General features: G+C 64.3%; 22 protein-coding genes and 1 other RNA gene. 8 read left to right on the top strand and 15 right to left on the bottom strand.

Annotated elements, in window-relative coordinates; genetic code table 11:
• Positions 1–3: 3 nt before the first annotated feature.
• Entirely contained in the window at positions 4–234 is a 231-nt protein-coding gene (locus tag ACXAG6_RS12865) for a sulfurtransferase TusA family protein (RefSeq protein WP_475338072.1), read from the bottom strand.
• Between the two features lie 136 nt (positions 235–370).
• Between ACXAG6_RS12865 and ACXAG6_RS12860 the strand changes: the two genes are divergently transcribed.
• From ACXAG6_RS12860 to ACXAG6_RS12850, 3 genes are all read left to right on the top strand, one after another.
• Positions 371–1,117, top strand: a complete 747-nt coding sequence (locus tag ACXAG6_RS12860) for a cytochrome c biogenesis CcdA family protein (RefSeq protein WP_475338070.1) — start codon at positions 371–373, stop codon at positions 1,115–1,117.
• A 103-nt stretch (positions 1,118–1,220) separates the two neighbouring features.
• Positions 1,221–2,477, top strand: coding sequence for a hypothetical protein (locus ACXAG6_RS12855; RefSeq protein ID WP_475338069.1), 1,257 nt, complete (start codon positions 1,221–1,223; stop codon positions 2,475–2,477).
• A complete protein-coding gene (locus tag ACXAG6_RS12850; RefSeq protein ID WP_475338067.1) occupies positions 2,474–3,835 on the top strand; it encodes a cytochrome P450 in 1,362 nt (453 codons plus the stop codon). The genes ACXAG6_RS12855 and ACXAG6_RS12850 overlap by 4 nt, the downstream gene beginning before the upstream one ends.
• A 19-nt stretch (positions 3,836–3,854) precedes the next feature.
• Here the strand turns inward: ACXAG6_RS12850 and ACXAG6_RS12845 are convergent, their stop codons facing one another.
• The 8 genes from ACXAG6_RS12845 to ssrA all read right to left on the bottom strand — a co-directional run bounded on the left by ACXAG6_RS12845 (position 3,855) and on the right by ssrA (position 9,749).
• Positions 3,855–4,082: a ribbon-helix-helix domain-containing protein gene (locus ACXAG6_RS12845; protein ID WP_140014317.1), complete on the bottom strand. Its 228-nt coding sequence runs from the start codon at positions 4,080–4,082 to the stop codon at positions 3,855–3,857.
• Between the two features lie 3 nt (positions 4,083–4,085).
• Complete coding sequence (locus ACXAG6_RS12840) at positions 4,086–4,871, bottom strand: Hint domain-containing protein (RefSeq protein ID WP_475338064.1); 786 nt, start codon at positions 4,869–4,871, stop codon at positions 4,086–4,088.
• Positions 4,872–5,066: 195 nt separating this feature from the next.
• Complete coding sequence (locus ACXAG6_RS12835) at positions 5,067–5,246, bottom strand: DUF4169 family protein (protein WP_475338062.1); 180 nt, start codon at positions 5,244–5,246, stop codon at positions 5,067–5,069.
• Positions 5,243–6,640 (bottom strand): class II fumarate hydratase, encoded by a 1,398-nt coding sequence (fumC, locus tag ACXAG6_RS12830; protein ID WP_140014320.1) that lies wholly within the window; start codon positions 6,638–6,640, stop codon positions 5,243–5,245. The genes ACXAG6_RS12835 and fumC overlap by 4 nt, the downstream gene beginning before the upstream one ends.
• A 178-nt stretch (positions 6,641–6,818) precedes the next feature.
• On the bottom strand, positions 6,819–7,376 hold the full coding sequence (locus ACXAG6_RS12825) for a class I SAM-dependent methyltransferase (protein ID WP_475338060.1): 558 nt from the start codon (positions 7,374–7,376) through the stop codon (positions 6,819–6,821).
• 145 nt (positions 7,377–7,521) lie between these two features.
• A complete protein-coding gene (locus ACXAG6_RS12820; RefSeq protein ID WP_475338059.1) occupies positions 7,522–8,001 on the bottom strand; it encodes an SspB family protein in 480 nt (159 codons plus the stop codon).
• A gap of 90 nt (positions 8,002–8,091) precedes the next feature.
• Complete coding sequence (gene chrA, locus ACXAG6_RS12815; RefSeq protein ID WP_475338057.1) at positions 8,092–9,357, bottom strand: chromate efflux transporter; 1,266 nt, start codon at positions 9,355–9,357, stop codon at positions 8,092–8,094.
• A 38-nt stretch (positions 9,358–9,395) separates the two neighbouring features.
• Positions 9,396–9,749: a transfer-messenger RNA gene (gene ssrA, locus ACXAG6_RS12810) on the bottom strand.
• 75 nt (positions 9,750–9,824) lie between these two features.
• On the opposite strand from ssrA, the gene ACXAG6_RS12805 reads away from it, so the two are divergent.
• Positions 9,825–10,466 carry an LCCL domain-containing protein gene (locus ACXAG6_RS12805; RefSeq protein ID WP_140014324.1) on the top strand — a complete coding sequence of 214 codons (642 nt, stop codon included), beginning with the start codon at positions 9,825–9,827 and terminating at the stop codon, positions 10,464–10,466.
• 136 nt (positions 10,467–10,602) lie between these two features.
• On the top strand, positions 10,603–14,046 hold the full coding sequence (gene mfd, locus ACXAG6_RS12800; protein WP_475338056.1) for a transcription-repair coupling factor: 3,444 nt from the start codon (positions 10,603–10,605) through the stop codon (positions 14,044–14,046).
• On the opposite strand, the gene ACXAG6_RS12795 is transcribed toward mfd, so the two are convergent.
• Genes ACXAG6_RS12795 through ACXAG6_RS12785 form a run of 3 tightly spaced genes read right to left on the bottom strand, consistent with a single transcriptional unit; the run spans position 14,043 to position 17,429 of the window.
• Complete coding sequence (locus ACXAG6_RS12795) at positions 14,043–15,275, bottom strand: multidrug effflux MFS transporter (protein WP_475338055.1); 1,233 nt, start codon at positions 15,273–15,275, stop codon at positions 14,043–14,045. The two genes, mfd and ACXAG6_RS12795, sit on opposite strands and share 4 nt — an antisense overlap.
• Complete coding sequence (locus tag ACXAG6_RS12790; protein ID WP_475338053.1) at positions 15,272–15,916, bottom strand: DsbA family oxidoreductase; 645 nt, start codon at positions 15,914–15,916, stop codon at positions 15,272–15,274. The genes ACXAG6_RS12795 and ACXAG6_RS12790 overlap by 4 nt, the downstream gene beginning before the upstream one ends.
• A gap of 52 nt (positions 15,917–15,968) precedes the next feature.
• Positions 15,969–17,429: a class I adenylate-forming enzyme family protein gene (locus ACXAG6_RS12785; RefSeq protein ID WP_475338052.1), complete on the bottom strand. Its 1,461-nt coding sequence runs from the start codon at positions 17,427–17,429 to the stop codon at positions 15,969–15,971.
• A gap of 67 nt (positions 17,430–17,496) precedes the next feature.
• Between ACXAG6_RS12785 and ACXAG6_RS12780 the strand changes: the two genes are divergently transcribed.
• Complete coding sequence (locus ACXAG6_RS12780) at positions 17,497–18,117, top strand: helix-turn-helix domain-containing protein (RefSeq protein WP_475338051.1); 621 nt, start codon at positions 17,497–17,499, stop codon at positions 18,115–18,117.
• 42 nt (positions 18,118–18,159) lie between these two features.
• Here ACXAG6_RS12780 and ACXAG6_RS12775 read toward each other — a convergent pair whose 3' ends face one another.
• From ACXAG6_RS12775 to ACXAG6_RS12765, 3 genes are all read right to left on the bottom strand, one after another.
• Complete coding sequence (locus ACXAG6_RS12775) at positions 18,160–18,384, bottom strand: hypothetical protein (protein ID WP_475338049.1); 225 nt, start codon at positions 18,382–18,384, stop codon at positions 18,160–18,162.
• 137 nt (positions 18,385–18,521) lie between these two features.
• Complete coding sequence (locus ACXAG6_RS12770) at positions 18,522–19,454, bottom strand: alpha/beta hydrolase (RefSeq protein WP_475338047.1); 933 nt, start codon at positions 19,452–19,454, stop codon at positions 18,522–18,524.
• Positions 19,451–21,271 carry an extracellular solute-binding protein gene (locus ACXAG6_RS12765; protein WP_475338045.1) on the bottom strand — a complete coding sequence of 607 codons (1,821 nt, stop codon included), beginning with the start codon at positions 21,269–21,271 and terminating at the stop codon, positions 19,451–19,453. Before ACXAG6_RS12765 ends, ACXAG6_RS12770 begins: the two co-directional genes overlap by 4 nt.
• A 345-nt stretch (positions 21,272–21,616) precedes the next feature.
• Between ACXAG6_RS12765 and ACXAG6_RS12760 the strand changes: the two genes are divergently transcribed.
• Positions 21,617–22,390, top strand: coding sequence for a 3-hydroxybutyrate dehydrogenase (locus ACXAG6_RS12760; RefSeq protein WP_475338043.1), 774 nt, complete (start codon positions 21,617–21,619; stop codon positions 22,388–22,390).
• Between the two features lie 9 nt (positions 22,391–22,399).
• A complete protein-coding gene (locus ACXAG6_RS12755) occupies positions 22,400–23,497 on the top strand; it encodes a patatin-like phospholipase family protein (RefSeq protein ID WP_475338042.1) in 1,098 nt (365 codons plus the stop codon).
• The last annotated feature ends 24 nt before the right edge of the window (positions 23,498–23,521 follow it).

The raw sequence follows: 23,521 nt of genomic DNA, 5'->3' as shown, positions 1-23,521 counted from the left end.
CCCCTATTTCTTTTGGATATGCCAGATGATCGCCTCGCCCATTTCCTGCTGCGACAGAAGGGTGTGGCCGGATTCGGCGCAGAAATGCGGCATGTCGATCAGCGCCGCCGGATCATCGGTTTCAACCCGCAGCACCTCGCCGGAAGCCAGCGCCTGCAGCCGCTTGGCGGTTTTCAGGACCGGCAGGGGGCAAAGCAGGCCGGAAGCGTCGAGGGTGGCGTGGTGGCTGGTCATGGGGCAGGGGTAGCCGATGGGGCCGCGGGGCGGAAGAGCCACAGGGCGCAAATGGATAAGGGCGCGATGATGCGCCACGGTCTTGTGAGCGCAGCGGGGCTTTCGGCCCGCGCGCGGGGGGCTTAAAGGAAAAGACATGTTTGGCATCGACATCATGGACGCCGCGCTTTTGCCGGCCATTCTCATCGCGGTTGTCGGCGGGCTGATCTCTTTTGTCAGCCCCTGCGTGCTGCCCATCGTGCCGCCCTACCTCGCCTATATGGGCGGGATCTCGATGGATGAGATGGAAGGCGCCGGGCGCAAGCGGGTGATGGTGGCGGCCGGGTTCTTTGTGCTGGGGCTTTCGACTGTGTTCTTGCTTCTCGGCGCGGCGGCCTCGGCGCTGGGGGGCGTATTCTTGCAGAACCGGGAATGGTTCACCATGGGGGCGGGGCTCGTCATCATGGTGTTCGGCGCGCATTTTCTGGGCATTTTCACCCTGCCGTTTCTGAATCGGGAGGCACGGATTGACGCGGGCGACCGGGGCGGCTCGGCCATGGGTGCTTACGTGCTGGGCCTCGCCTTTGCCTTCGGCTGGACGCCCTGCCTTGGCCCGATTCTCGGCGCGATCCTCTCGATGGCAGCGATGGAGGGCGACGTGGCGCGCGGGGCCTTTCTGCTGGCGCTTTACGCCCTCGGCCTCGGCCTACCGTTTCTCGCCGTGGCGGCCTTCTTCCCCCGCCTCAAGGGGCTGATGGGATGGATGAAGGGCCACATGGGGCGGATCGAGCGGATCATGGGGCTGCTGCTGTGGACGGTGGGCCTGCTGATGCTCACCGGCGCCTTTTCCGACTTCTCCTATTGGCTGCTGGAAATTTTCCCGGCGCTGGCGACTGTCGGCTGAATGGTGGGCTTCTCCCACCAATCGGCTGTGCCTGCCGCCGCGCGGCTTCCAACTTTCGCCAAATTCCCTTGCTAAGAGCGCCGGAACGGCAAGGATAAGGCTGATGGCAAGTGAGCAGACACCGCAGGATGTGACGCGCCGCCGGGTGATTTATATCCCCGGCTATGATCCGTTTCATCCGCGCCGCTACCGCGAGCTTTATCGCAAGGAGAGCGCCGCGCAGGCAGAGATATCGGGGTACCAGATCAGCCAGCATGCCACGAAGGGGCAGGGGCCTTTTGCGTGGGGCGTGCAAAGCGAGGTGGGCGGGGCGCAGACCGAGGCGCAAATCGAAGTGCTGCTTTGGTCAGATATCGTGAAGGCCTCGATGAACCCCTCGATCCCGGCGACCTATGCCATGCTCGTCCGCACCGCATGGACCTATATCGCCTCCGGCGCGCTGTTCAGGCTGATGCGGCTGCGCAAGGGCCCGGTGATTGCCGCGCTTTACCCGATTGTCTTTCTGCTCGGGCAGCTCTTGCTGGCCTGCGCGCTTGGCTACGCCGCCGCGCGGCTTGGGGGTTGGGCACTGCTCCAACTGCCCGTGCCGGTGCACCTTGGGGTGACGGCGGCGCTTTTGGGCATCATCCTGTTCCTTGCCGTGGGCTGGGCCGTGCTGCATTGGTTTCGCAAGCGGGATAACAAGTTTTTCGCCTATTACCTGATGCATGACTACAGCTACTCAGCCCGCCACAAGGGGGCCAACCCGCCAGAGCTTGAGGCGCGGATTGCCGAGTTTCGCGCCCGGGTGGAAGAGGCGCTGGCGAGCGATGTGGAAGAGGTGCTGGTGGTGGGGCATTCGTCGGGCGCCCATATCGGCATTTCGGTTTTGGCCGACCTGATGCGCTCTGGCTGGACGCAGGGTGAGGGGCCGCGCCTTGGCTTCCTGACGCTGGGCCATGTGGTGCCGATGGTGAGCTTTTTGCCAAGGGCCGACAGGCTGCGCGCCGATTTGCATGACCTCTGCCAATGGGACCAGATCACCTGGGTGGATGTGACCGCGCCGGGCGATGGCTGCGCCTTTGCACTTTGCGATCCGGTGTCCGTCACCGGGGTTGCGCCGGAGAGTGGCAAGCGCTGGCCGCTGGTGTTTTCGGCTGCTTTCACCCAGACCCTCAGCCCCGAGCGGTGGAACGAGATCAAACGGCGGTTCTTTCGGCTGCATTTTCAGTATCTCTGCGCCTTCGACCGGCCCCGCGATTATGACTATTTCCTCATCACCGCCGGGCCGCTTTCGCTGGCGTCGCGGTATGCTGAGCGGGTGCCGTCCAAGAGCCGGATCGAAACGCCCGCCTCACGCTACACCTCGCGGGCGGCATGACCTGCCCGCATCTGCCACCCAAACCGCCCGCGCGCCCCGAAAAGACCACGCTGCGCAATTATATCCGCTTGTTTCGGCAGGATATTCTTTCGGCGCAGCCCGCCAAGCTCTACCGCGCATGGATGGCCGAGTTTCGCACGCCGTTCTTTCGCAGCTATCTGGTGAACGAGCCTGCGCTGGTGGATCTGGTGCTGAAGGAACGGCCTGACGACTTTCCCAAGTCCAACCGCGTGCGAGAGGGGCTGGCGCCGCTCTTGGGCAATTCGGTGTTCGTCACCAATGGAGAGACATGGAAGCGCCAGCGCCGCATTATCGACCCGGCCTTCGAGGGCGGGCGGCTGCGCGAGACCTTTCCGGCGATGCTGGAGGCGGCGCAGGCCTGCGTGGCACGGATGGAGGCGCGCGAAGGTGCGCTGGAGGTGGAGGAGGAGACCTCCCACGCCGCGGCAGATGTGATCTTTCGCACGCTGTTCTCGATCCCGATCGAGCATGAGATTGCGGCGCGGGTGTTCTCGGAGTTTCGCGCCTATCAGCGGGCGCAGCCGATCCTCAACCTCGCCGCCTTCCTGCCGCTGCCGCGATGGTTTCCACGGTTTCATGGGCGCGAGGTGAAGCGCACAGCGGCCTCGATCCGGGCGCTGATCACCGAGTTAACAGCAGCACGGGCTGGGGAGATTGCGCGGGGCAGGGCGCCGGATGACCTTGCCACCAAGATCATGAGCACCGCCGATTCGCTTACGGGCGAGACCTTTGACACCGAGGAAATGGTGGATCAGGTGGCGATCTTCTTTTTGGCCGGACATGAAACATCGGCCTCGGCACTGGCCTGGGCGCTTTACCTGCTGGCGGCCTTCCCTGAGGTGCAGGCGCGGGCAGCGGAGGAGGCCGCCGGCTTGCCCGAAAATACAACATTCTCAGACATCTCCGGCATGAAGTTCATCCGTGATGTGTTCCGCGAAACCCTGCGGCTTTATCCGCCCGTGCCGATGATGGTGCGGGAGAATGTGAAGGCCGAGACCTTCCGCAACCGTGCGGTGAAACCGGGGGCGCAGATTGTGCTCTCACCATGGCATCAGCAACGCCATGAGCGGCTTTGGAGTGATCCGGACGGGTTTGACCCAGATCGCTGGAGCACCGAGGAGGGGCGGCGATGCGGGCGGGAGGCCTATATGCCGTTTTCGGCTGGGGCGCGTGTGTGCACGGGCGCCGGGTTTGCGATGGTCGAGGGGCCGCTCATTCTGGCGATGCTGCTGAAACGGCTGCGTTTTGAGACCATTGAGGGCAAGGTGCCACGCCCGGTTGCGCATCTGACGGTGCGGGCGGCGGATGGGATTCATTTGCGGGTGTCGCGGCGGTAGGCGGGGCCTCTCCTCGCAGTCACTCCGCTTTGGCACGTGCCATATAGTGGCCCAGCACGAAGACCCGGATGGCCGAGGCAAGGCCGCGCTCAACGCCGCGATCGGCGTCGATGGCAGCGGCCAAGGCGTTGATCGGTATATCTTTCTCTGCCGCGATCTGGCGGAAGCAGGCCCAAAACTCGGGCTCCAGAGACACCGAAGTGCGATGCCCGGCCAGTGTTAGCGAGTGTTTCTCTGGCCGGGCCATGGCTTAGGGCCGCGCGCGATCACGCAGCACGGGGCGCACGCGGGGGCCGTAGCAATCCAGCTCATGCTCCAGCTCGGGGAGGGCGGCCATGATCTCTGACCAGAGGCCGGCCTCTTCCTTTACGGGGCGCAGGTTGCCGGGGTGGAAGGTTTCCATCTCAAGCCCTTCCACCACCATCACGGCATGGCGCTCCAGCAGGATTTGCACATAGGTGATGCCGTTGCGCGGGATGGCTTTGCAAAATCCGTCGCGCCGGGAGAGCGCCGCGGCGGACACAAGCTGCTCATCCTCGGGGTTGGCGTTGGAATGCATCACCAGCCCGGCGTTGGGCGAAAGCTCCAGATCCTGACGCGGATAGGTGCCGTCAATCGCGCCGGCCTTGACCCGGACGGGGCAGAGGGCGGGGCTTTGGCCGAGTTGCTCGCGCGTCACCCGCGTGAGCCCAACCCATTTGACCCTGAGCGGCCCCATATCCTTGGTTTCAACCATATCGCCAACCCGAAGTTGGCTCGCCGCCACGGCGCCCTCGGGGGTCAGCACCCGGGCCTCGCCTGAAATGGCGCTTTCAAGCCAGACGCCCGGCTCGGGGCTGGCGGCAAAACTCTTGAGCGTGGGCTTTAGCGCCCGGCTGAGGCGGCGTGCGTTGGGCAGCAGCTTAGCCAGCCCCGGTGCCACGTAGGCCTTTGCGAACTCGCCGGTTTCTACGGCGGTATGTGCTGTGAATTCTTCGATGTCAGCCTGAAGTTCGGCCCGCGTCAAACGCGGCGCCCGTGCCAGCTCGGTCCCCATTCCCATCTCCGTCTCGCGGGGAGTGGCCCCGCGCCTGCCTCATTGAAATTGCCCGGTTTTCCGGGTCTCGGGCAAAGTTCGGGCCGAAATGCGGCAAGAATGTGGCAAGCGATTCTCCGCTCACGACACAAGGCAGCGCTGTGGTAAATTTGCATGGCTCTGGCGGCCTAAAACCGGCCCGGCAAGCGCGGCGGCTCAGTCTTCGCCGCGCTTCGCGCCATCATGCAGCCGGGCCACCCGGGCGGCCTCGGCTTTCGCCCGCTGCTTTTCGGCCTTGGTCATCCCGTGCAGTGCCGCGTTTTCGTCGGCCCGGGCCTTCATCTCGGCCCGCGCCTTCTCTTTTCGCACCCGGTTCAGATTGACCGGCTTGCTCACTTGGCCTTCGGCCCGACCATCTCTTCGGGGCGGACCACCTTGTCGAAGGTCTCAGCATCCACGAAGCCGAGCGCGATGGCCTCTTCCTTCAGGGTGGTGCCGTTCTTGTGGGCGGTCTTGGCGACCTTGGTGGCGTTGTCGTAGCCGATGGTGGGGGCGAGGGCCGTCACCAGCATCAGGCTCTCTTCCATCAGCTTCTGGATGCGGGGCTTGTTGGCCTCGATGCCAGAGAGCATCCGCTCGGTGAAGCTGTCGGCCACGTCGCCCAGCAGCTGGATCGACTGGAGCAGGTTGTAGCTCATCATCGGGTTGTAGACGTTCAGCTCGAAATGGCCTTGCGAGCCGGCGAACTTGATCGCGGCATCATTGCCCATGACGTGGGCAGCAACCTGGGTCATCGCCTCGGCCTGGGTCGGGTTCACCTTGCCGGGCATGATCGAGCTGCCCGGCTCGTTCTCGGGCAGGATCAGCTCGCCAAGGCCGGAGCGGGGGCCGGAGCCGAGGAAGCGGATGTCATTGGCGATCTTGTACATCGCCCCCGCAACGGTGCTGAGCGCGCCAGAGAGGAAGACCATTGCGTCATGGGCGGCGAGCGCCTCGAACTTGTTGGGCGCGGTGACGAAGGGCAGGGAGGTGATGCGGGCCATGTTGGCGGCCACGGTTTCGCCCCAGCCTTCGACGGTGTTCAGCCCGGTGCCCACGGCGGTGCCGCCCTGTGCCAGCTCGTAGATGCCGGGCATGGCGGCCTCGATGCGCTTGATGCCGTTGCGAATTTGCGCAGCATAGCCCGAGAACTCCTGGCCAAGCGTCAGCGGGGTGGCATCCTGGGTGTGGGTGCGGCCGATCTTGATGATGTCCTTGAACTCTTCGGACTTCGCCTCCAGCCCGCTGGCCAGCTTTTCCAGCCCCGGCATGAGCACGTCGCGCACGCTCATCGCGGTGGCGATATGCATGGCGGTGGGGAAGGTATCGTTGGAGCTTTGCCCCATGTTGCAGTGATCGTTGGGGTGGACCGGATCCTTGGAGCCGATTTCGCCGCCGAGGATCTCGATGGCGCGGTTGGCGATGACCTCGTTGGCGTTCATGTTGCTCTGGGTGCCAGAGCCGGTTTGCCAGACGACGAGGGGGAAGTTGTCATCAAACTTGCCGTCGACCACCTCGGAGGCGGCCTGAATGACGGCATCGGCCAGCTTGGCGTCGAGCTTGCCGCTCTCCTTGTTGGCTTCGGCGCAGGCCTGCTTGATGACGCCGAGCGCACGGACGATGGCCACCGGCTGCTTTTCCCAGCCGATCGGGAAGTTCATGATGGAGCGCTGGGTCTGGGCGCCCCAATACTTGTCGGAAGGAACTTCAAGCGGCCCGAAGCTGTCGGTCTCGGTGCGGGTATCGGCCATGATTGCGCCCTTTGCTGGTAATGTCCGGGGAGACATACCCGACCGGGCGCGGCGGTCAATGGCAGGTTAGCGCAAACTGTCGCTGGTGGGGCTGTCATCCTCGGACTTGATCCGAGGATCTCTGCCGGTAGGGCTCCTCGGGGCGCGCCCGAGGAGACGGGGCGGACGAGCGGGCCCGTTACTGCGCCCGGCGGGTGAACACCCAAACATGCGCGGGCGGCAGGTTGGCCCATGTGATGCCGCGGCGGCGGGCGGAGACGCCGAGTTCGGCCTGCATCTCGGGGCTGATCGGTGCGCCGGGGCTGTAGGTGATCTGCACGAAGATCCCGCCGGGGCGCATCACCTCCAGCGCACGGCCGACCACCTCGCGCTGGATCTTCGGACGGGCCAGCACCGGAACGCCAGAAATCACCGCGCCGACGCCCGAAATGCCGACCTCCGCAATTTCCTGCGCGGGCCGGTTCAGCACGTTCACGCCCGGGAACTTTTGCCGCAGCGTCTCGCAGAAGCGGTCGTTGGTTTCCATGCAGGTCAGCCGCGAGGGGTGAATGCCCCGCTCGAGGATCGCCTTGGTGAAAACGCCGGTGCCCGGGCCGATCTCAACAATGGGGCCTTCGATGGCTTCCAGCCCCTCCGTCATCTTGCGGGCGACGGCGGCGGAAGAGGGCGCGATGGCCACCACCTCGCCGGGTTTGCGGAACATTTCGGAGAGGAAAACGGTGAAATCGCTGGGCATTTGGCGGACCCTCAATATCTGGTTGATACCCGCCAGATGCGCCAGCCCTACCGCCTCGGGCAAGGCTGAAATGCCTGCTTTACTGAAACTTCACCCCGGTGCCACGCGCGTGTCACCGGGCCGATTCAGAACTGTCATGAAGGGGCTATTTGCGGAAGCTGTCGAGGCTGACGACTTCGGCGTCGTGCTGCTCATCGCTCTCTTCGACATCCTCGGCCATGGGGGCCGGGGCGACGAACTCTTCAACCTCGTCCTCCTCGTCATCTTCCTCGTCCTGGCTTTCAAAGCGCAGGCCGAATTCGACGGAAGGATCAACGAAGGTGGCGATGGCGTCATAGGGGATGACAAGCCTCTCGGGCGCATCGCCGAAGTTGAGCGAAACGGAAAATCCTTCATCGGTGACGTCGAGGTCATCAAACCAGTGTTGCATCACCACCGTCATCTCTTCTGGGTAACGCTCTTGCAGCCAATCCGCGATTTCGACGCCCTCGGCGCGGGTGTCGAAGGTGATGAAAAAGTGGTGCTGGCCCGGCAGGCCCCGCTCCGCGACTTCAGACAGAACATCGCGGATCAGGCTGCGCATGGCCCGGTGCATCAGTCTGCCGTAGTCGATTTCTCGGGTCATCAGGGACGAAGGCCTCTTGGTGCTTGGTTGCCCTCAGCATAAGAGATTCGGGGCCGAATGACAGGGCCAATCGACGGCGCGTTGGGGCGGTTACAGGAGGCTGCCCGCTACAGCGCCCACCAGCGCCATGAGCCCCAGCACCGGGGCCATGCCGAGGCGAAACCCGAGCATAAGCACTGCGGCAAGCAGGGTGAGCCCGAGCGCCGCCTCATCGAGCGTGGCCCATTCCGGGGTGGCCGGGCGATGGGCCGGGGAGGCCGGCCATGCGGTGTGAACGCGGGCAAACAGCACATGCAACGCAAACCAGAGCGAGAGGTTGGCAATGACCCCGACAACAGCAGCGGTGATCGCCCGCAGCGCCCCGGCAAGGCGCGGTTGGCGGGTAATCCACTCGATGTAGGGGGCACCGGCGAAGATCCACAGGAAGCAGGGGATGAAGGTGACCCAGAGGGTGAGCGCGGCGGCGGCGAGGGCCATCGGCAGGCTGTGCTTGGCCCCGGCTAGCGCCCCGACGAACTCGGTCACGAGGATGAGCGGGCCGGGCGTGGTTTCGGCCAGCCCCAACCCGTCGATCATTTCAGCGGTGGTCAGCCAGCCCTGCGTGCTCACCACCTCCTGCGTCATATAGGCCAACACCGCATAGGCCCCTCCGAAGGTGACAACGGCGAGTTGCGAAAAGAACAGGCCGATGTTGGTCAGAAAGGCAGAGCCGGAGACCAGTGCGAAGGGAGCGGCCCAGAGCAGCAGAAAAATGACCACGGTCAGCACCGTGCGGCGCGCGGAGCCGGGGGGCAGGGCGGTGGCGGGCTCTTCCGTGGTGCCAGCTGAGCGCAAGGCTCCCCAGAGCGCGGCGAGGCCGACGATGAGTGGAAAGGGCAGGCCGAAGCCGTAGATCGCCAAAAAGGCGGCCCCGGCCAGAGCCAGCCCCTCGGCCATGTAGCCCGGCCCGAAGGCCCGTTTGGCCAGTTTGATCAGCGCCTGAAGCACGATCACCACCACGGCGGCCTGAATGCCCAGAAACAGGCTTTGCACCAGCGGCACCTGCCCGAAGGCGGCATAGGTCAGCGCAAGCGCCAGCACCACCACGGCCCCCGGGGCCACAAAGAGCGTGCCCGCGATCAGCCCGCCGGGGATGCCCCGCAGCCGCCAGCCCGCATAGGTGCAAAGCTGCATAGCCTCGGGGCCGGGCAGCATCATGCAGAAGGACAGCGCAGAGAGATACTGCCGCTCGGTCAGCCAGCCGCGCTTGTCCACCAACTCCTCATTCATCAAGGCAATCTGCGCCGCAGGGCCGCCAAAGGAGAGCAGGCCGATGCGCAGGAAGGTGCGTGTGAGGGTGGAGAGAGCAACAGTCATGGCTGGGGGCATGACGGGTTAATGTGTCGGGGAAGTAAAGTGCAGGCTTCTGTTGCCAGGTGCCTGCGAACCCCGCCTTACCTGGCTAGAGGCAAGGGCTTAAGATTTCGATCTATCGCGCTGCATTAAGCAGCGAGAGCGACCGGAGCACGATTGTCGTTGGCAATTATGCTTAACGGACCGATATCGGTGGTACCTCACCGAGACAAAGCAAACCCCTTTAGACGTTCGTCGATCCTGTTTCGGCCCCATGATCCCCCAACGAGAGAGTTTGGTGGAGCCGCCGGGTACCGCCCCCGGGTCCGATCCGCTTATTACGAGCGCGTTTATGTCCATAGTCCCGTTGCCGGAACGCTTTACACATAGGCGCGGGGCGCGGCGAATTCAAGGCACTTTCCGGCAGCGGGCATGGCGGCTACACTCCGCATATTACAATTTCAGACCAAGTTCTTCCGAGGAGCTACCAGATGAAAAACCGAATTATTCTCAGTGCCTTTGCCGCCTTTCTTGGCGCGCCCGCCGCGGCAGAATCCGTTGCCCCCGATTGCAGCAGCTACAGCTCTGACAAGGCGGGCTGGAGCTGCCATTGCGAGGCAAACGCAGCGCCCGGCTCGGTTTGGGGCTCGGGGCCCTATACCGCCGATAGCCACGTGTGCACCGCCGCCCGCCATGCCGGGGTGATCGGCGCAGAGGGCGGCATGGTGGCGCTGAAGACCGTGGAAGGCCAAGCCAGCTACACCGGTTCTGAGGCCAATGGGGTTGTCACCCGCGACTGGGGCAGCTTTGCCAAATCCATCTCCTTCCCGCCGCCTGCGGCCAAATCGGACCTCGCGCAATGCGCGCGCTTTCCGACCGGCACCGAGAGCCACTCCTGCTTTTGCCCGGCCGATGCCAGCAAGCAACGCGATGTCTGGGGTTCTGGCCCCTATACCGGAGACAGCGATATTTGCGCAGCCGCCTTTCATGCAGGCGCGGTTGGCGCCGGCGGCGGAGAGGTGACGGTGCTGCGGGTGCCGGGGCTGAAAGCCTATACCGCCTCTGAGGCCGAAGGCGTGGCCACCAGTGACTGGGGCGGCTACGACTTTTCGATCGTCTTCAACCGCAACTGAGCCCGCCAAAGCAGGGCCGGACGGGGGCTACCGGCCAATTCTGCGCCGCCCGGTCCACACATCCGCCGGGATAATGTGAATCCGGGGCGCGAGGCCGGTTGACTTCCGTCTGGCGCAGGGTAGGTCAGACCACCTGATGGCCGAGACGACGCGCATAACGCTGGGCGGTGCGCCCGAGGGGTTTGATGCCCTGCTGATCGCCCGCGAGCTTGAGCGCGGCGTGCCCGTGGTGCATTGCGCCCGCGATGACAAGCGGCTGGCTGAGATGCGCGCGGCACTGGCCTTTTTTGCGCCGAATGTGCCGGTGATCGAATTTCCCGGCTGGGATTGCCTGCCCTATGACCGGGTGTCGCCCAACCCCGACATCTCGGCCCGCCGCATGGCCACGCTTTCGGCGCTGGCCAGCGGCATGTCTGGCCGTTTCGTGGTGCTGACCACGCTGAACGCGGCCACCCAGCGCGTGCCGGCCAAGGCGCTGGTGGAGTCTTCCAGCTTTGTGGCGGTGGTGGGCGAGCGGGTGGACGAGGCCGGCCTGCGTGATTTTCTGGTGCGCATGGGCTTCAGCCAGGCCCCGACGGTGCTGGAGCCGGGCGATTTTGCCGTGCGCGGCGGCATCATAGATATTTACCCGCCCGGCGATGGCGGCCCGGTGCGGCTTGATCTCTTCGGCGATGTGCTCGACGGGGCCCGCCGGTTTGATCCGGCTACCCAGCGCACCACCGAAAAGCTGACGCGGGTTGAGCTGTCTCCAGCCTCCGAGGTGGTGCTGGATGAGGCGGCGATTACCCGGTTTCGTCAGAACTACCGGATCGAGTTTGGCGCGGCCGGCTCGGATGACCCGCTGTACGAGGCCGTCAGCGCGGGCCGCAAACATGCCGGTTTCGAGCACTGGCTGCCGCTGTTTCACGAGTCGCTCGATACCTTCTTCGACTACCTGCCCGATGCATCGGTGATGCTCGACGATCAGTTCACTCCCGCCCGGCTGGCGCGGTGGGAGGGCATCGTGGACAGCTATGAAAACCGGCGCGAGGCGGCGGCGGTGAAGGCGCGGATGGGGGGCAGCTACAAGGCCGCCCCGCCAGCGCAGCTTTACCTTGATGACAGCGCTTGGGAGGCGGCCATGCAGCGCCGCCGGGTGATCCAGCTTTCGCCGCTGCCGCAGGGCACCGGGCCGGGCGTGCTGGATGCGGGCGGGCGGATTGGGCGCAACTTCTCTCCCGAGCGACAGCAAGAAACTGTCAGCCTTTTCGGGGCCTTGAAGACTCATGTTGAAGCGCAGCGCCGGGAAGGGCAGGTGGTGGTGGCCTCCTACTCCGAGGGCGCGCGGGAGCGGCTTTCGGGGCTGATGGCCGACGAGGGCGTTGACGGCGCGACGCCGATCACCGACTGGCGCGATGTGCCCGAGGGCAAGGGCGGCGTTTACCTTGCGATCTGGCCGCTGGAACACGGCTTTACCGAACCCGGCCTGACGGTGATTTCCGAGCAGGATGTGCTGGGCGACAGGCTTATTCGCGCGCCCAAGCGCAAGCGGCGGGCCGAAAACTTCCTGACGGAAGCGCAAAGCCTCAGCCCCGGCGATCTGATCGTGCATGTCGATCATGGCGTCGGGCGCTATATGGGGCTGGAGGTGGTCAATGCGCTTGGCGCGGATCACGAGATGATCCACCTCGAATATGCCGATGCTGCCCGGCTCTACCTGCCCGTGGAAAACATCGAGCTGCTTTCGCGCTACGGCCACGAGGAAGGGCTGCTCGACAGGCTGGGCGGCGGCGCGTGGCAGGCCAAGAAGGCCCGGCTGAAAGAGCGCATTCGCATTGCCGCCGAGAAGCTGATGCGCACTGCCGCCGAGCGGATGCTGCGAAAGGCGCCCGTGCTTGAGCCCGTGCCCCACGCGTGGGAAGAGTTTTCGGCCCGTTTCCCTTACACCGAGACGGATGATCAGCTGAAAGCCATCGCCGAGGTGCTGGAGGACCTTGAGGCAGGCCGCCCGATGGACCGGCTGATTTGCGGCGATGTCGGCTTTGGCAAAACCGAGGTGGCGATGCGCGCGGCCTTCGTGGCGGCGATGCAGGGCAAGCAGGTGGCGGTGATTGCCCCCACCACGCTGCTGGCCCGCCAGCACGCGCAGGGCTTTGCGGAGCGGTTCAAGGGCTTCCCGCTGAAGGTGCGCCAGCTTTCGCGTTTTGTGCCCGCCAAGCAGGCCACCGACACCCGCAAGGGGCTGGCGGATGGCACGGTGGATATCGTGATCGGGACTCATGCGGTGCTGGCCAAGAATATCCGCTTCAAGGAGCTGGGCCTGCTGATCATCGACGAAGAGCAGCACTTCGGCGTCGGCCACAAGGAGCGGCTGAAGGAGATGCGCAGCGACATCCACGTGCTCACCCTAACCGCCACGCCGATTCCGCGCACACTTCAACTATCGCTCACAGGTGTCCGGGATCTTTCGATAATCGGCACGCCGCCGGTGGACCGGCTGGCCATTCGCACATACGTCAGCGAGTTCGATCCGGTGACGGTGCGCGAGGCCTTGCTGCGCGAGCATTACCGTGGCGGGCAAAGCTTTTACGTGGTGCCGCGCATCAAGGACTTGCCCGAGATCGAGGAGTTCCTGAAGGAGCAGGTGCCCGAGGTTAGCTATGTTGTGGCGCATGGCCAGATGGCGGCGGGCGAGCTGGATGACAAGATGAACGCCTTCTATGATGGCAAGTTCGGCATCCTGCTGGCGACAACGATTGTTGAAAGCGGCCTCGATATCCCCACCGCCAACACCATGATCGTGCATCGCGCCGACATGTTTGGCCTTGCCCAGCTCTACCAGATCCGGGGCCGCGTTGGGCGTGCCAAAACGAGGGCCTACGCCTATCTCACCACCCGTCCGCGCATTCCGCTGACCGACACCGCCGAGAAGCGCCTGCGGGTTCTCGGCAGCCTCGACAGCCTTGGCGCGGGCTTCACGCTGGCCAGCCAAGACCTCGATATTCGCGGCGCGGGCAATCTGGTGGGTGAGGAGCAGTCAGGCCATGTGAAAGAGGTCGGCTATGAACTTTATCAGTCGATGCTGGAAGACGCGATTTCCAAGATCAAATCGGGCGAGGCCGAGGGGCTGCTGGAAGATGACGGGCAATGGGCGCCGCAGATCAACCTCGGCGTTCCTGTCTTGATTCCAGAGGCGTACGTTCCTGATCTTGATGTGCGCCTCGGGCTCTACCGGCGGCTCTCTTCGCTCACCACCAAGGTCGAGCTGGAGGGCTTTGCCGCCGAGCTGATCGACAGGTTCGGCCCGCTGCCCAAAGAGGTGAACACGCTGATGCTCATCGTCCGCATCAAGGCGATGTGCAAGCGCGCGGGCATCGCCAAACTCGATGGCGGGCCCAAGGGCGGGACGGTGCAGTTTCATAACGACAAGTTTGCCAACCCGGCGGGGCTTGTGGAGTACATTCAGGCGCAGAACGGATACGCGAAGATCCGCGACAACAAGCTGGTCGTGCGGCGCGACTGGGCCAAGGCATCGGATAAGATCAAAGGCGCCTTCGCGATTGCCCGCGACCTGGCCGAGAAGGTGAAGGCAAAGGCCTAAGCGCCTGTTTCGTCGGGATTTCCCATCCAGAGCATGAGGCCGAGGGCGACGCCCCCGCAAAGCAGGCAACCAATCATGATCGGCGTCGTGGTGCCATCGAAGAACTGCCCGATCGGCGTTCCGACCACCACGGCACAGGCCGTGCTGATCGCCCCGATCACCGAGGTGGCCGTCCCCGCCAACCGCCCCATTGGCTCCAGCGCAAGCGCGTTCAGGTTCCCCATGGTCAGGCCCATCTGGTAGAAGATGGTGATGATCCAGATCACATAGACAACGAAATGCGCGGTGGAGGCCTGTTGGAGCAGGCTTGTGATCACAAGCGACGTTGCGGTGATAATGAGCACGCCGGTCAGTGCTCGGATCACCATGCCGCGCATCCCGACTGTCATCACGAAGCGTGCGTTCAAAAAGCTGCTGGTGCTGGCGCAGAGTGCGATGAGCGCAAACCAAACCGGGAAGCTATCGGCCTTGCCGAACACCTCGTCAAATACCGGCTGCGTGGTGGCGATGATGGCCAGAAGCTGTGCAAATACAAAGATCTGCACTGCAATCGTAAAGCGGACGGTGCGGTTGGCGACCACGATGCGAACATTCTGCCAAAGCGAGCGGGCCTGAAAAGGCACGCGGCCTGCGCGGGGCAGGGTTTCGGGCTGGCGGAGGGTGAGCCAGAGCGTGGATATGCCGATGAAGAGCACGAACACGAGGAAGATCGCACGCCATCCGAACAGTGTGATCACACCTGAGCCGATCAGCGGGGCGAAGGCCGGGAAGAGCGAGAAGACGAGGAAGATGAAGCTGACGATCCGGGCCATTTCGCGCCCGGCATATTGATCTCGCACGATGGCAAGGCCGACCACGCGCGGCCCGGCGGCACCAAGACCCTGAAGCACCCGCGCGGCCAGCACAAGCTCCAGCGAGGGGGCGACCCAGGCCAGCAGCGAGCCGCCGATGTAGAGCGCGGCGCAGGCCAGGATGGTTGGCTTGCGCCCGAAGGCATCCGAAAGCGGGCCGGTGATTAGCGTGCCAATGCCCATGCCCAGCATGAAAAAGGTGATGATCAGCTGTGCGCGGTTGGGCGCATCTGGCGTCAACTCTTCCACGATGGTGGGCATCGCCGGCAACATCGCATCGGTCGAGAAGGCGATGGTGGCGAAGAGCATCGCCATGAGGGCGGTAAATTCCGTTCGGCCCAGCCTGCGCTCGGGCGCCGCGCCGTCGGCCAGACTCATCGAACGGTGCCGATCTGACCGTTGATCTCGTCGATGAGTTTGGTCCAGAGCTCGGGCGGCTGGCAGCCGGGCACCACATGCTGGTTGGCGATGATATGCGTGGGCACACCCGTGACGCCGCGCTCACGGGCGTGAGCATCACGCGCGCGGATATCTTCACTGTCGGCATCGCTCTCCAGGAGACGCTGGATCACTGCAGCATCGCAGCCCGCAGAGTCTGCGATATCGGCCAGAACCTCGTGGTCTTCAATGTCGCGACCTTGCATGAAGTAGGCGTCGAAGAGCATTGAAACCACAGGGATTTGCCGCTCTTCTAGCCCCGCCCAGTGGATTAGGCGATGGGCATCCAGCGTGTTGGGTGTGCGCTCGATGGCCTCAAGGTTCAGCATCAGCCCGGCCTCTTCGGCAGCCTTGGCGATGCGCCCGTAAACCTCCAGTGCCTCCTGCTTGCCGCCGAATTTGCCTTCCAGATAGGCGCGCCGGTCCATCCCGCCCTTGGGCATGTCGGGGTTCAGCTGAAACGGATGATACTCGATGGTGAACGGGTTCTGCGGGGCGTCGGCCAGTGCCCTGTCGAGCAGGGTTTTTCCGATGAAGCACCACGGGCAGATCGGGTCGGAGAAGATGTCGAGCTTGATCATGGGGCGTATGTGTCACGCCCGCGCGGCGGGGGGAAGGGTGAAAGCCGTGCGCTCACGCAGGCCCGAGCGGGCGATTGCGCAGAACAGTGCGGTTGATCTTGCCGTTGGCGTTGGCGGGGAGCGCTTCAACACGGGTGAAGATACGGGGGCATTTGTAGCGCGCGAGCCGGGCGACGGCGAAGGTGGAAAGCGCCGCATCATCAATATCTTCTGATGCGACATAGAAGCACCTTATGACGGTGGTGCCGGGCTTTACCTCGTGCTCCACAGCCGCCGCCGCGCTGATCTGCGGATGCGTCACAAGCGCTGCTTCCACCTCTAGCGGAGATACCCGGTAGCCGCCCGCATTCATCATGTCGTCATTGCGCCCGAGGTAGGTGATTGCGCCGTCCGGCCCCTCGGCCACCGTGTCGCCGGTCAAGAACCAGTCGCCATCGTAGCGCGCGGCTGTCTCTTCGGGCGCGTTCAGATAGCCCAGCATCAGGCCCGGATCGCTGCGGTGGATCGCCAGTTCTCCGTCCGGACCCACCCGGGTGCGCCGCCCGGGCTGCGGGTAACCGGTGGCCCCCTCAGGCGCGGGGCGGGCCGGGTTGGCGGAGATATAGGTGGAGCATTCCGACATGCCGAGCGCCTCGTAAACCTCGGTGCCGGTGGCGTTGCCCCAGGCCTCGCGCAGCGCGTCGGGCAGCTTCTCACCGGCAGAAAGGCCGTGGCGCAGCTTGGGGGTGGAGAGCCGCTCATGATGCCTTAACATTTGCCGATAAACCCCCGGCGCGGCGGCAAAAAGCGTAGCATCATGGCGGGCCATCAGCAGCGGAAGTTGGCGTGGCTCCGTGCCCGGCGCGGGGATCACAGCGGTGGCGCCCCGCGCCCAAGGGTCCATCAGGCCGGTGCCGAGGGTGTAGGTCCAGTTGATGGCCCCGGCGTGCAGCAGCCGGTCCTCTTCGCGCAGGTCATACCAGCCCTCCCACATCATCCGCCGCGCCCAGACCGCGCGGTGGGCGTGCATCACCCCGCGCGGGCGGCCCGAAGTGCCAGAGGTGTAGATGATATAGGCGAGCCGGTCGGGGCTGCCCATCTGGGGCGGTGCCTCGCCCTGCATGTCATGCAGCGCCGCCTCGGGCAGAACCGGGGCCGGGTGCTCGGGCAGGGGCACGTCCTTGCCGGCGATCACCAGCGCAGGGGGCAGCTCTGCGGCGATGGCGGTGATTTCTGGCACGGACAGCGCGGCAGAGGTTGGCACCGGCACCAGCCCGGCCCAGATTGCCCCGAGGTAGGCCAGCGGAAACTCGACCGTATTGCCCAGCCGAAGCAGCACTCTGTCACCCGGCTGAAGGCCGCGCGCCAGAAGCCCGGCCGCGATGGCAGCCACATGGGTGCGGATCTCGCCGAAGCGCCAGCGCTGCGCCTTTGTGGCCCCGGCGATGACCAATGCGGTTTTACCCGGGGTTTTCTCAGCCGCGCCAAGCACATAGGCGGCCATGTTGAAAGGGCTGGGGCAGGGGGCTTGCATGGGCTTTTTGCTAGCGCCGGGCGGAGGCGCTTGCAAGGGCTCGCCCGCCCGCCTAAACCGGCTGCTCATGGGAGACGATCCAAAGAGCCTGATACGCATCGCGCGGGAGAGCGGCCAGCAGGCCGAGGCCGCGCCGCTCGATCTGGGTGAGCGGGTGCGCAGCCTGCGCACGGCTCAGGGCTGGACGCTGGAGCAGGCCGCACGACAGGCGGGGCTGGCGCGCTCGACCCTCTCCAAAATCGAGAACGGCCAGATGTCGCCCACCTATGACGCCGTGAAAAAGCTGGCCGAGGGGCTGAAGATATCGCTGCCCCAGCTCTTCACACCGCCCAGCGATACCCGTGTGAATGGCCGGATGGCGGTGACGACGGCAGGCGAGGGAGACCATCAGCTTACGCCGACCTACGAGCATGACCTGCTTGCCAACCAGCTTACCCAAAAGAAGATGCTGCCCTACCGCGCCCGCATCCGGGCCCGCCGGATGGAGGAGTTTGACGGCTGGGTGCGCCACGATGGCGAAGAGTTCCTATATGTGCTGACCGGTGTGGTCATGCTCTACACCGAGTTCTATGCGCCGGTGGAGCTGCGCCGGGGCGACAGTGCCTATTACGATGCCACGATGGGGCATAACGTGGTGTCGCAGAGCGACGAGGATGCCACGATCCTCTGGGTGACCTCGCTGGCCTAGCCCTGTGCGCCGCGCAGTTAACCGGCCTCAGGCTGGCAAGCTTCAGGCGGCCTGTGCCATCTCGCTGCGGCCAAACCGGCGGAGCATTTCGTTCACGCCCTCATCGGCCTCTCTCAGCGTCAGGTCGTGGGTGGCCGCGAGGTAGGCGACAAAGAGCGTTCGGTTGCCACGAAACCTTTGCAGCGCGACTGTATCCACATGTGGATATAGGTCCACGATCTTTGGTAGGGCATCCGCCCAGTTCTCGAAGAGCTGTTTCCAAGCCATCGATTGTCCTCCCAGATCATCCGAAGCGTAGCGCATTTGCCGATTCCCATCAATTCGCGTTGTGGTTGATGGGGGTGGAGGCTAGGCAGTCACGATTAATGCTGCGTTAACAAGTACAAGGCCCGCTCGCTGGTCGCTTAACGGGTGAAGGCGGCGATGGCTTCGGCAAGGCCACACGTCAGCGGCAGGTCCGGATCTTCATAGGTGGCAAAGGGCGCGCCCTCGACATCATCCTTGAGCATATGGGTCATCTGCGGAAAGAGGCGCAGCTTGGCCCCCGGCGCGGCCCCTGCCAGCGCATTGGCATCGACCCGGGCAATCTGAGCATCCCGCTCGCCTTGAATCACCAGCACCGGCCCCGGGTAGGCGCGCGCCAGCGCCACCGGATCCTTGGCGAAAAGGTTGATGAGAAAGCCCTGAATACTGTCGCGCCAGGGCTGGCGCAGGGCGGGGCTGAGGCTGTCGATATCCACACGCTCGCCGCGCTCCAGCGTGGAAAGAATGCGCTCCATTTCCTCCTCGAAGGGCTTGGCCTGCGGTTGCCGGGCCAGTTGCTCGCGCAGGATCACCGAAAGCCGCCGCCCCGGTGCAGCCAGCAGCACCAGCCCGCAAACCCCCGGCGCGCCAGCAGAGGCTACGGCGAGCGAAACCAGCCCGCCCTCCGAATGCCCGACGAGCCAGACGCACTCTTGCCCCAGCCGCGCGGAGAGCAGCGCGGCCCAATGGCTGACATCCTCGCCATAGGCCTCCACCGTCACCGCCTCGGGGTCGCTGATGGCGGCCTTGCTGCCAAAGAGCCCGCGCTTGTCGATCCGAAGGCTCGCCACCCCCTCGGCGGCGAGCGCCTCGGCCAACAGGCGATAGGTCAGGGCACCGCGCCCGGTGGAAAATCGCCCGTCACGGTCGATCGGGCCAGAGCCGGGCACAATCACCACCCCGGCCTGCGCGCCCTGAGGCAGCAGCAATTCGCCCTGAAGCGGGCCTTCCGGGCCGGGGATTTCCACGGTTTCTGCCTGCACGGCCGTGGCCATGAGGCCAATCAGTGCTGCACGCAGGGCAGGGCGGATCACTCCTCTTCCCACCACCAGACATCGGGCAGGAACCCGGCCCAATCGCCATAGGCGGGCAGGTGGTCGGCGTTGAATTTCATCTCTTTCTTGAAGGCGAGCCGTGCCTCCGGGCTGTACCAGATCGGAATCACATAGCGCCCTGCCGTCAGCACCCTGTCGAGCCCGCGCACGGCTGCAAGAAACACCTCGCGGTCTTCGGTTTCCAGCATCGCGCGGATCATCGCCTCACCGGCGGGAGAGTTCATGCCCATCCAGTTGCGGGTTCCGGGCTCGGTCACGCCATCAGAGCCCCAGTAGAGCGTTTGCTCGTTGCCGGGCGACATGGAGAGCGGGCGGGTATACCACGTCATGTCGAAGTCATAGACGTTGGTGCGCTCGCGATATTGCGCCCGGTCAACGGCCTCGACCGTAACCTGCATCCCCAGCCGTTTCAGCCCTTCGACGTAGAGGTCGGCGATATTGGCAGGCTGCGGCGCCCCGGTTTGCAGCAGGATCTCGAAGGCAAAGGCCTCGCCCGCCGCGTTGCGCAGCACGCCTGCGTCATCCACCGTCCAGCCGGCCTCGTTGAGCAGGTTCATCGCAGCGCGCACATTGGCGCGGTTGCGCACAGAGCCATCGCCCTTGGGCAGCTCGTAGCCCTCGATGGTGCCCGGCGGCAGATCGGCGGCGAAGGGGGCCAGAAGCTCTGCCACCTTGCCCTCTGCCGGGCCGGGCTTCATCGCCAGTTCGGAGTTGCAGAAGTAGGAGCAGATGCGCGGATCGCCCCCGTCATTCAGCTTGTCAGAGATGAACTCGTAGTTGAACGCGAGGATCATCGCCTCGCGCACGCGCCAGTCTTCAAACATCGGCTTGCGGGTGTTCATCACCAGCCCGGTGATGCCCGAGGGCCGCTCGTGGGGGATCAGCGCCTTCACCACGTCGCCCGATTGGACTGCGGGGAAATCATAAGAGCTGTTCCACTTGGCCACGTTGTTCTCGCGGTTGTAGCTGAGTTCGCCCGCGCGGAAGGCCTCGAAGGCGACGTCGCCATCGCCAAACCACTCATAGCGCAGCGTGTCGAAGTTGTGCTGGCCCCGGTAGAAGGGCAAATCCTTGGCCCACCAGTCCGGGTTGCGCTTGAGGGTGATCGAGCGGCCCGGGTCTATGCTGTCAATCACATAGGGGCCGGAGCCGACGGGCACGCGCATGGAGGCTTCTTCAAAGTCGATCCCGTCCCAATCGGCCTTCTTCAGAATCGGGCGCATCCCCATGAGCAAGGCCAGCTCGTTATCGGGCTCGTTGAAGGTAAAGCGCACGCCGCGCTCGCCCACCTTCTCCATCTTGGCCACCTTCTTCCACGCCGTGTGGTAGCGCGGGTGGCCGAGGGTGCCGAGGGTCTCGTAAGACCACATCACATCTTCCACCGTCACCGGCGAGCCGTCGTTGAACCGTGCCTCGGGCCGCAGGTGAAACTCCACCCACTCCCGGTTCGGCCCGGTTTCCACCGTTTCGGCCAACAAACCGTAGAGCGTGAAAGGCTCGTCCTGGCTGCGGCCCATGAGCGTTTCGAATCCGAAAGTCCGCCAGGCCCAGGGCGCGCGGCCCTTGAGGATGAACGGGTGCATGGAGTCAAAGCTGCCGATCTCGCTCTGCACATACTCGCCACCCTTGGGCGCATCCGGGTTGACGTAGGGCAGGGCGGTAAAATCGGGCGGCAGCGCGGGCTCGCCATACATCGCAATACCGTGTTTTGGCTCTGCTGCTGCGAATCCCCCTAGGGAAACTGCTGCGAGAACCGCGCAAACCTGCGTAGCTGTTCGGAAAAAATCGGAGGCCATTTTGGCAACAATCCCTGTCTGCCCTTGTTTATTTGAGCCAAAGCCTAACGGCGGAGTTCAGCCTTTTCAAACTTTTACCTTGGACATGAGCGCCTGAACGCGTATAAAGGGGGCACTGCTCGATAGGTTTCTTGCCTGTATGAAACCTGCCTCAATAACTTGCGCCCGCCTTGTGCGGGCGCTTTTTTTTGGCTGCGGCAGACCCGTGTCTTTCCTCCGTCCCGCGCAACATCACGATCCGACAAACTGACGCAGGGCGGGAACGTCTTGTGACATTCACCGTTTCCTTTGCAGGTGCAGCATCTATGCTCTGCGCCAACGGATTTTCGCAAAAGGAGAAGAGAGATGTCTCTCAAAGGCAAAACCGCCGTCATCACCGGGTCCAACTCGGGGATCGGGCTGGGAGTTGCGCGTTCGCTGGCTGAAGCGGGGGCCAATGTGGTGCTCAACTCGTTCACCGACCGCGACGAAGATCACGCGCTGGCCGAAGAGATCGGCAAGGCCCACGGCGTCGAGGCCCGCTACATCAAAGCCGACATGAGCAAGGGCGATGAGTGCCGCAAGCTGATCGACGAGGCGGGCGTCTGTGATATCCTCGTCAACAACGCCGGCATTCAGCACGTGGCCCCGATCGACCAGTTTCCGGCGGAGAAGTGGGATGCGATCATCGCCATCAACCTCTCCTCGGCCTTCCACACCACCGCTGCCGCTCTGCCGCTGATGCGCAAGGCAGGCTGGGGCCGCATCATCAACATCGCCTCCGCCCACGGCTTGCGCGCCTCGCCCTACAAATCGGCCTATATCTCCGCCAAGCACGGCATCGTCGGCATGACCAAGACCGTGGGGCTGGAGACGGCGAAAGAGCCGATCACCGCCAATGCCATCTGCCCCGGTTACGTGCTGACCCCGCTGGTGGAAGCGCAGATCCCCGACACGGCGAAGGAATACAACATGAAGGAAGACGAGGTGGTCGAGAAGGTCATCCTCGAAAAGCAGCCCTCCAAGGAGTTCGTCACCACCGAGCAGCTTGGCGGCCTCGCCATCTTCCTTTGCTCCGACGCGGCGGCGCAGATCACCGGCACCACGATCTCTGCCGATGGTGGCTGGACGGCCAGCTAGGCACGCATCATGGCACAGAAAAAGAAGATCGCCGTCAACCTCGCACTCCAGGGGGGAGGAGCCCATGGTGCCTTCACCTGGGGTGTGCTTGATCGGCTGCTGGAGACCGGCGATTTTGAAGTGGCGGCCATATCCGGCACCTCAGCCGGGGCGGTGAATGGCGCGGCGCTCAAGGCCGGGCTGGTGCGCGGGCTGGCCGATGGCGATGTGGAAGAGGGCAACCGGGTGGCCCGGGCCAACCTCGATTGGCTTTGGGAGCAGATGGGCGCGATTCCTGACACCCAGATCAGCCAATGGCTTGCCCCCTTCGCGCCGCCCGCCGAAGTGGTGAGCAAGTTCATGGAGTTCTCGCCCTATTTCTGGATGCAGGAAACCGCCGCCCGCGTGGCCTCGCCCTACAGCCTCGGCCCGTTTTACGACAATCCGCTCCGCAAGGTGGTGGAAGCCTTCGATTACAGCCATGTCTGCCACGAGCGGGGGCCAGACTTTTATGTGTCTGCCACCAATGTGCGCACCGGGCGCATCCGGGTGTTTCGCGGCGATGAGATCACGCCAGAGGTCATTCTGGCCTCGGCCTGCCTGCCCACGGTCTTTCGTGCGGTAGAGGCCAAGGATCCGGTAACGCTAACCGATGAATTTTGGTGGGATGGCGGCTACACCGGCAACCCGGCGCTGTTTCCGCTTTATGCGCGCCATCTGCCCGATGACATCATCATCATCAACATCAACCCGCTGGAGCGCGAGGAACTGCCGCAAACCCCGCAAGACATCGCCAACCGTGTCAACGAGATTAGCTTCAACGCCGCGCTGATGCAGGAACTGCGTGCCATTGCCTTTGTCCATCGGCTGATCGACAGCGGCACCATCCCCGAGGGCGCGATGAAATACGTTCGGGTGCACATGATCTCGGATGACGATCTGATGAACGATCTGTCTGTCGCCACCAAAACCGTGCCCAACCCCTATGTGATGAGCGAGTTGAAAGAAGCCGGACGCCGGGCTGCGGCGCGGTTCTTGAACGTCAATGGCGCCAAGGTCGGTAAGAAAAGCAGCGTCGATCTGGCCGCGATCTATGGCGACGGGCTTGGGCGGACCTTTCCGGAATGACAAACGGCAAACAGGCCGCTGCGG

This window comes from Vannielia sp. ABF1_015 (assembly GCF_056160745.1).
Note: the sequence above shows the minus strand (reverse complement) of the source record. Positions and strands in the feature narration are given on the sequence as shown.

Bases quoted from the DNA above. Each gene is read 5' to 3' on its own strand.
- ACXAG6_RS12780 (WP_475338051.1), top strand. From the start codon at position 17,497: ATGGGAGACGATCCAAAGAGCCTGATACGCATCGCGCGGGAGAGCGGC.
- ACXAG6_RS12795 (WP_475338055.1), bottom strand. From the start codon at position 15,275: ATGAGTCTGGCCGACGGCGCGGCGCCCGAGCGCAGGCTGGGCCGAACG.
- ACXAG6_RS12865 (WP_475338072.1), bottom strand. From the start codon at position 234: ATGACCAGCCACCACGCCACCCTCGACGCTTCCGGCCTGCTTTGCCCC.
- mfd (WP_475338056.1), top strand. From the start codon at position 10,603: ATGGCCGAGACGACGCGCATAACGCTGGGCGGTGCGCCCGAGGGGTTT.
- ACXAG6_RS12805 (WP_140014324.1), top strand. From the start codon at position 9,825: ATGAAAAACCGAATTATTCTCAGTGCCTTTGCCGCCTTTCTTGGCGCG.
- ACXAG6_RS12760 (WP_475338043.1), top strand. From the start codon at position 21,617: ATGTCTCTCAAAGGCAAAACCGCCGTCATCACCGGGTCCAACTCGGGG.
- ACXAG6_RS12785 (WP_475338052.1), bottom strand. From the start codon at position 17,429: ATGCAAGCCCCCTGCCCCAGCCCTTTCAACATGGCCGCCTATGTGCTT.
- ACXAG6_RS12855 (WP_475338069.1), top strand. From the start codon at position 1,221: ATGGCAAGTGAGCAGACACCGCAGGATGTGACGCGCCGCCGGGTGATT.
- fumC (WP_140014320.1), bottom strand. From the start codon at position 6,640: ATGGCCGATACCCGCACCGAGACCGACAGCTTCGGGCCGCTTGAAGTT.
- ACXAG6_RS12845 (WP_140014317.1), bottom strand. From the start codon at position 4,082: ATGGCCCGGCCAGAGAAACACTCGCTAACACTGGCCGGGCATCGCACT.
- ACXAG6_RS12850 (WP_475338067.1), top strand. From the start codon at position 2,474: ATGACCTGCCCGCATCTGCCACCCAAACCGCCCGCGCGCCCCGAAAAG.
- ACXAG6_RS12790 (WP_475338053.1), bottom strand. From the start codon at position 15,916: ATGATCAAGCTCGACATCTTCTCCGACCCGATCTGCCCGTGGTGCTTC.
- ACXAG6_RS12825 (WP_475338060.1), bottom strand. From the start codon at position 7,376: ATGCCCAGCGATTTCACCGTTTTCCTCTCCGAAATGTTCCGCAAACCC.
- ACXAG6_RS12775 (WP_475338049.1), bottom strand. From the start codon at position 18,384: ATGGCTTGGAAACAGCTCTTCGAGAACTGGGCGGATGCCCTACCAAAG.
- ACXAG6_RS12820 (WP_475338059.1), bottom strand. From the start codon at position 8,001: ATGACCCGAGAAATCGACTACGGCAGACTGATGCACCGGGCCATGCGC.
- chrA (WP_475338057.1), bottom strand. From the start codon at position 9,357: ATGACTGTTGCTCTCTCCACCCTCACACGCACCTTCCTGCGCATCGGC.
- ACXAG6_RS12765 (WP_475338045.1), bottom strand. From the start codon at position 21,271: ATGGCCTCCGATTTTTTCCGAACAGCTACGCAGGTTTGCGCGGTTCTC.
- ACXAG6_RS12860 (WP_475338070.1), top strand. From the start codon at position 371: ATGTTTGGCATCGACATCATGGACGCCGCGCTTTTGCCGGCCATTCTC.
- ACXAG6_RS12840 (WP_475338064.1), bottom strand. From the start codon at position 4,871: ATGGGGACCGAGCTGGCACGGGCGCCGCGTTTGACGCGGGCCGAACTT.
- ACXAG6_RS12755 (WP_475338042.1), top strand. From the start codon at position 22,400: ATGGCACAGAAAAAGAAGATCGCCGTCAACCTCGCACTCCAGGGGGGA.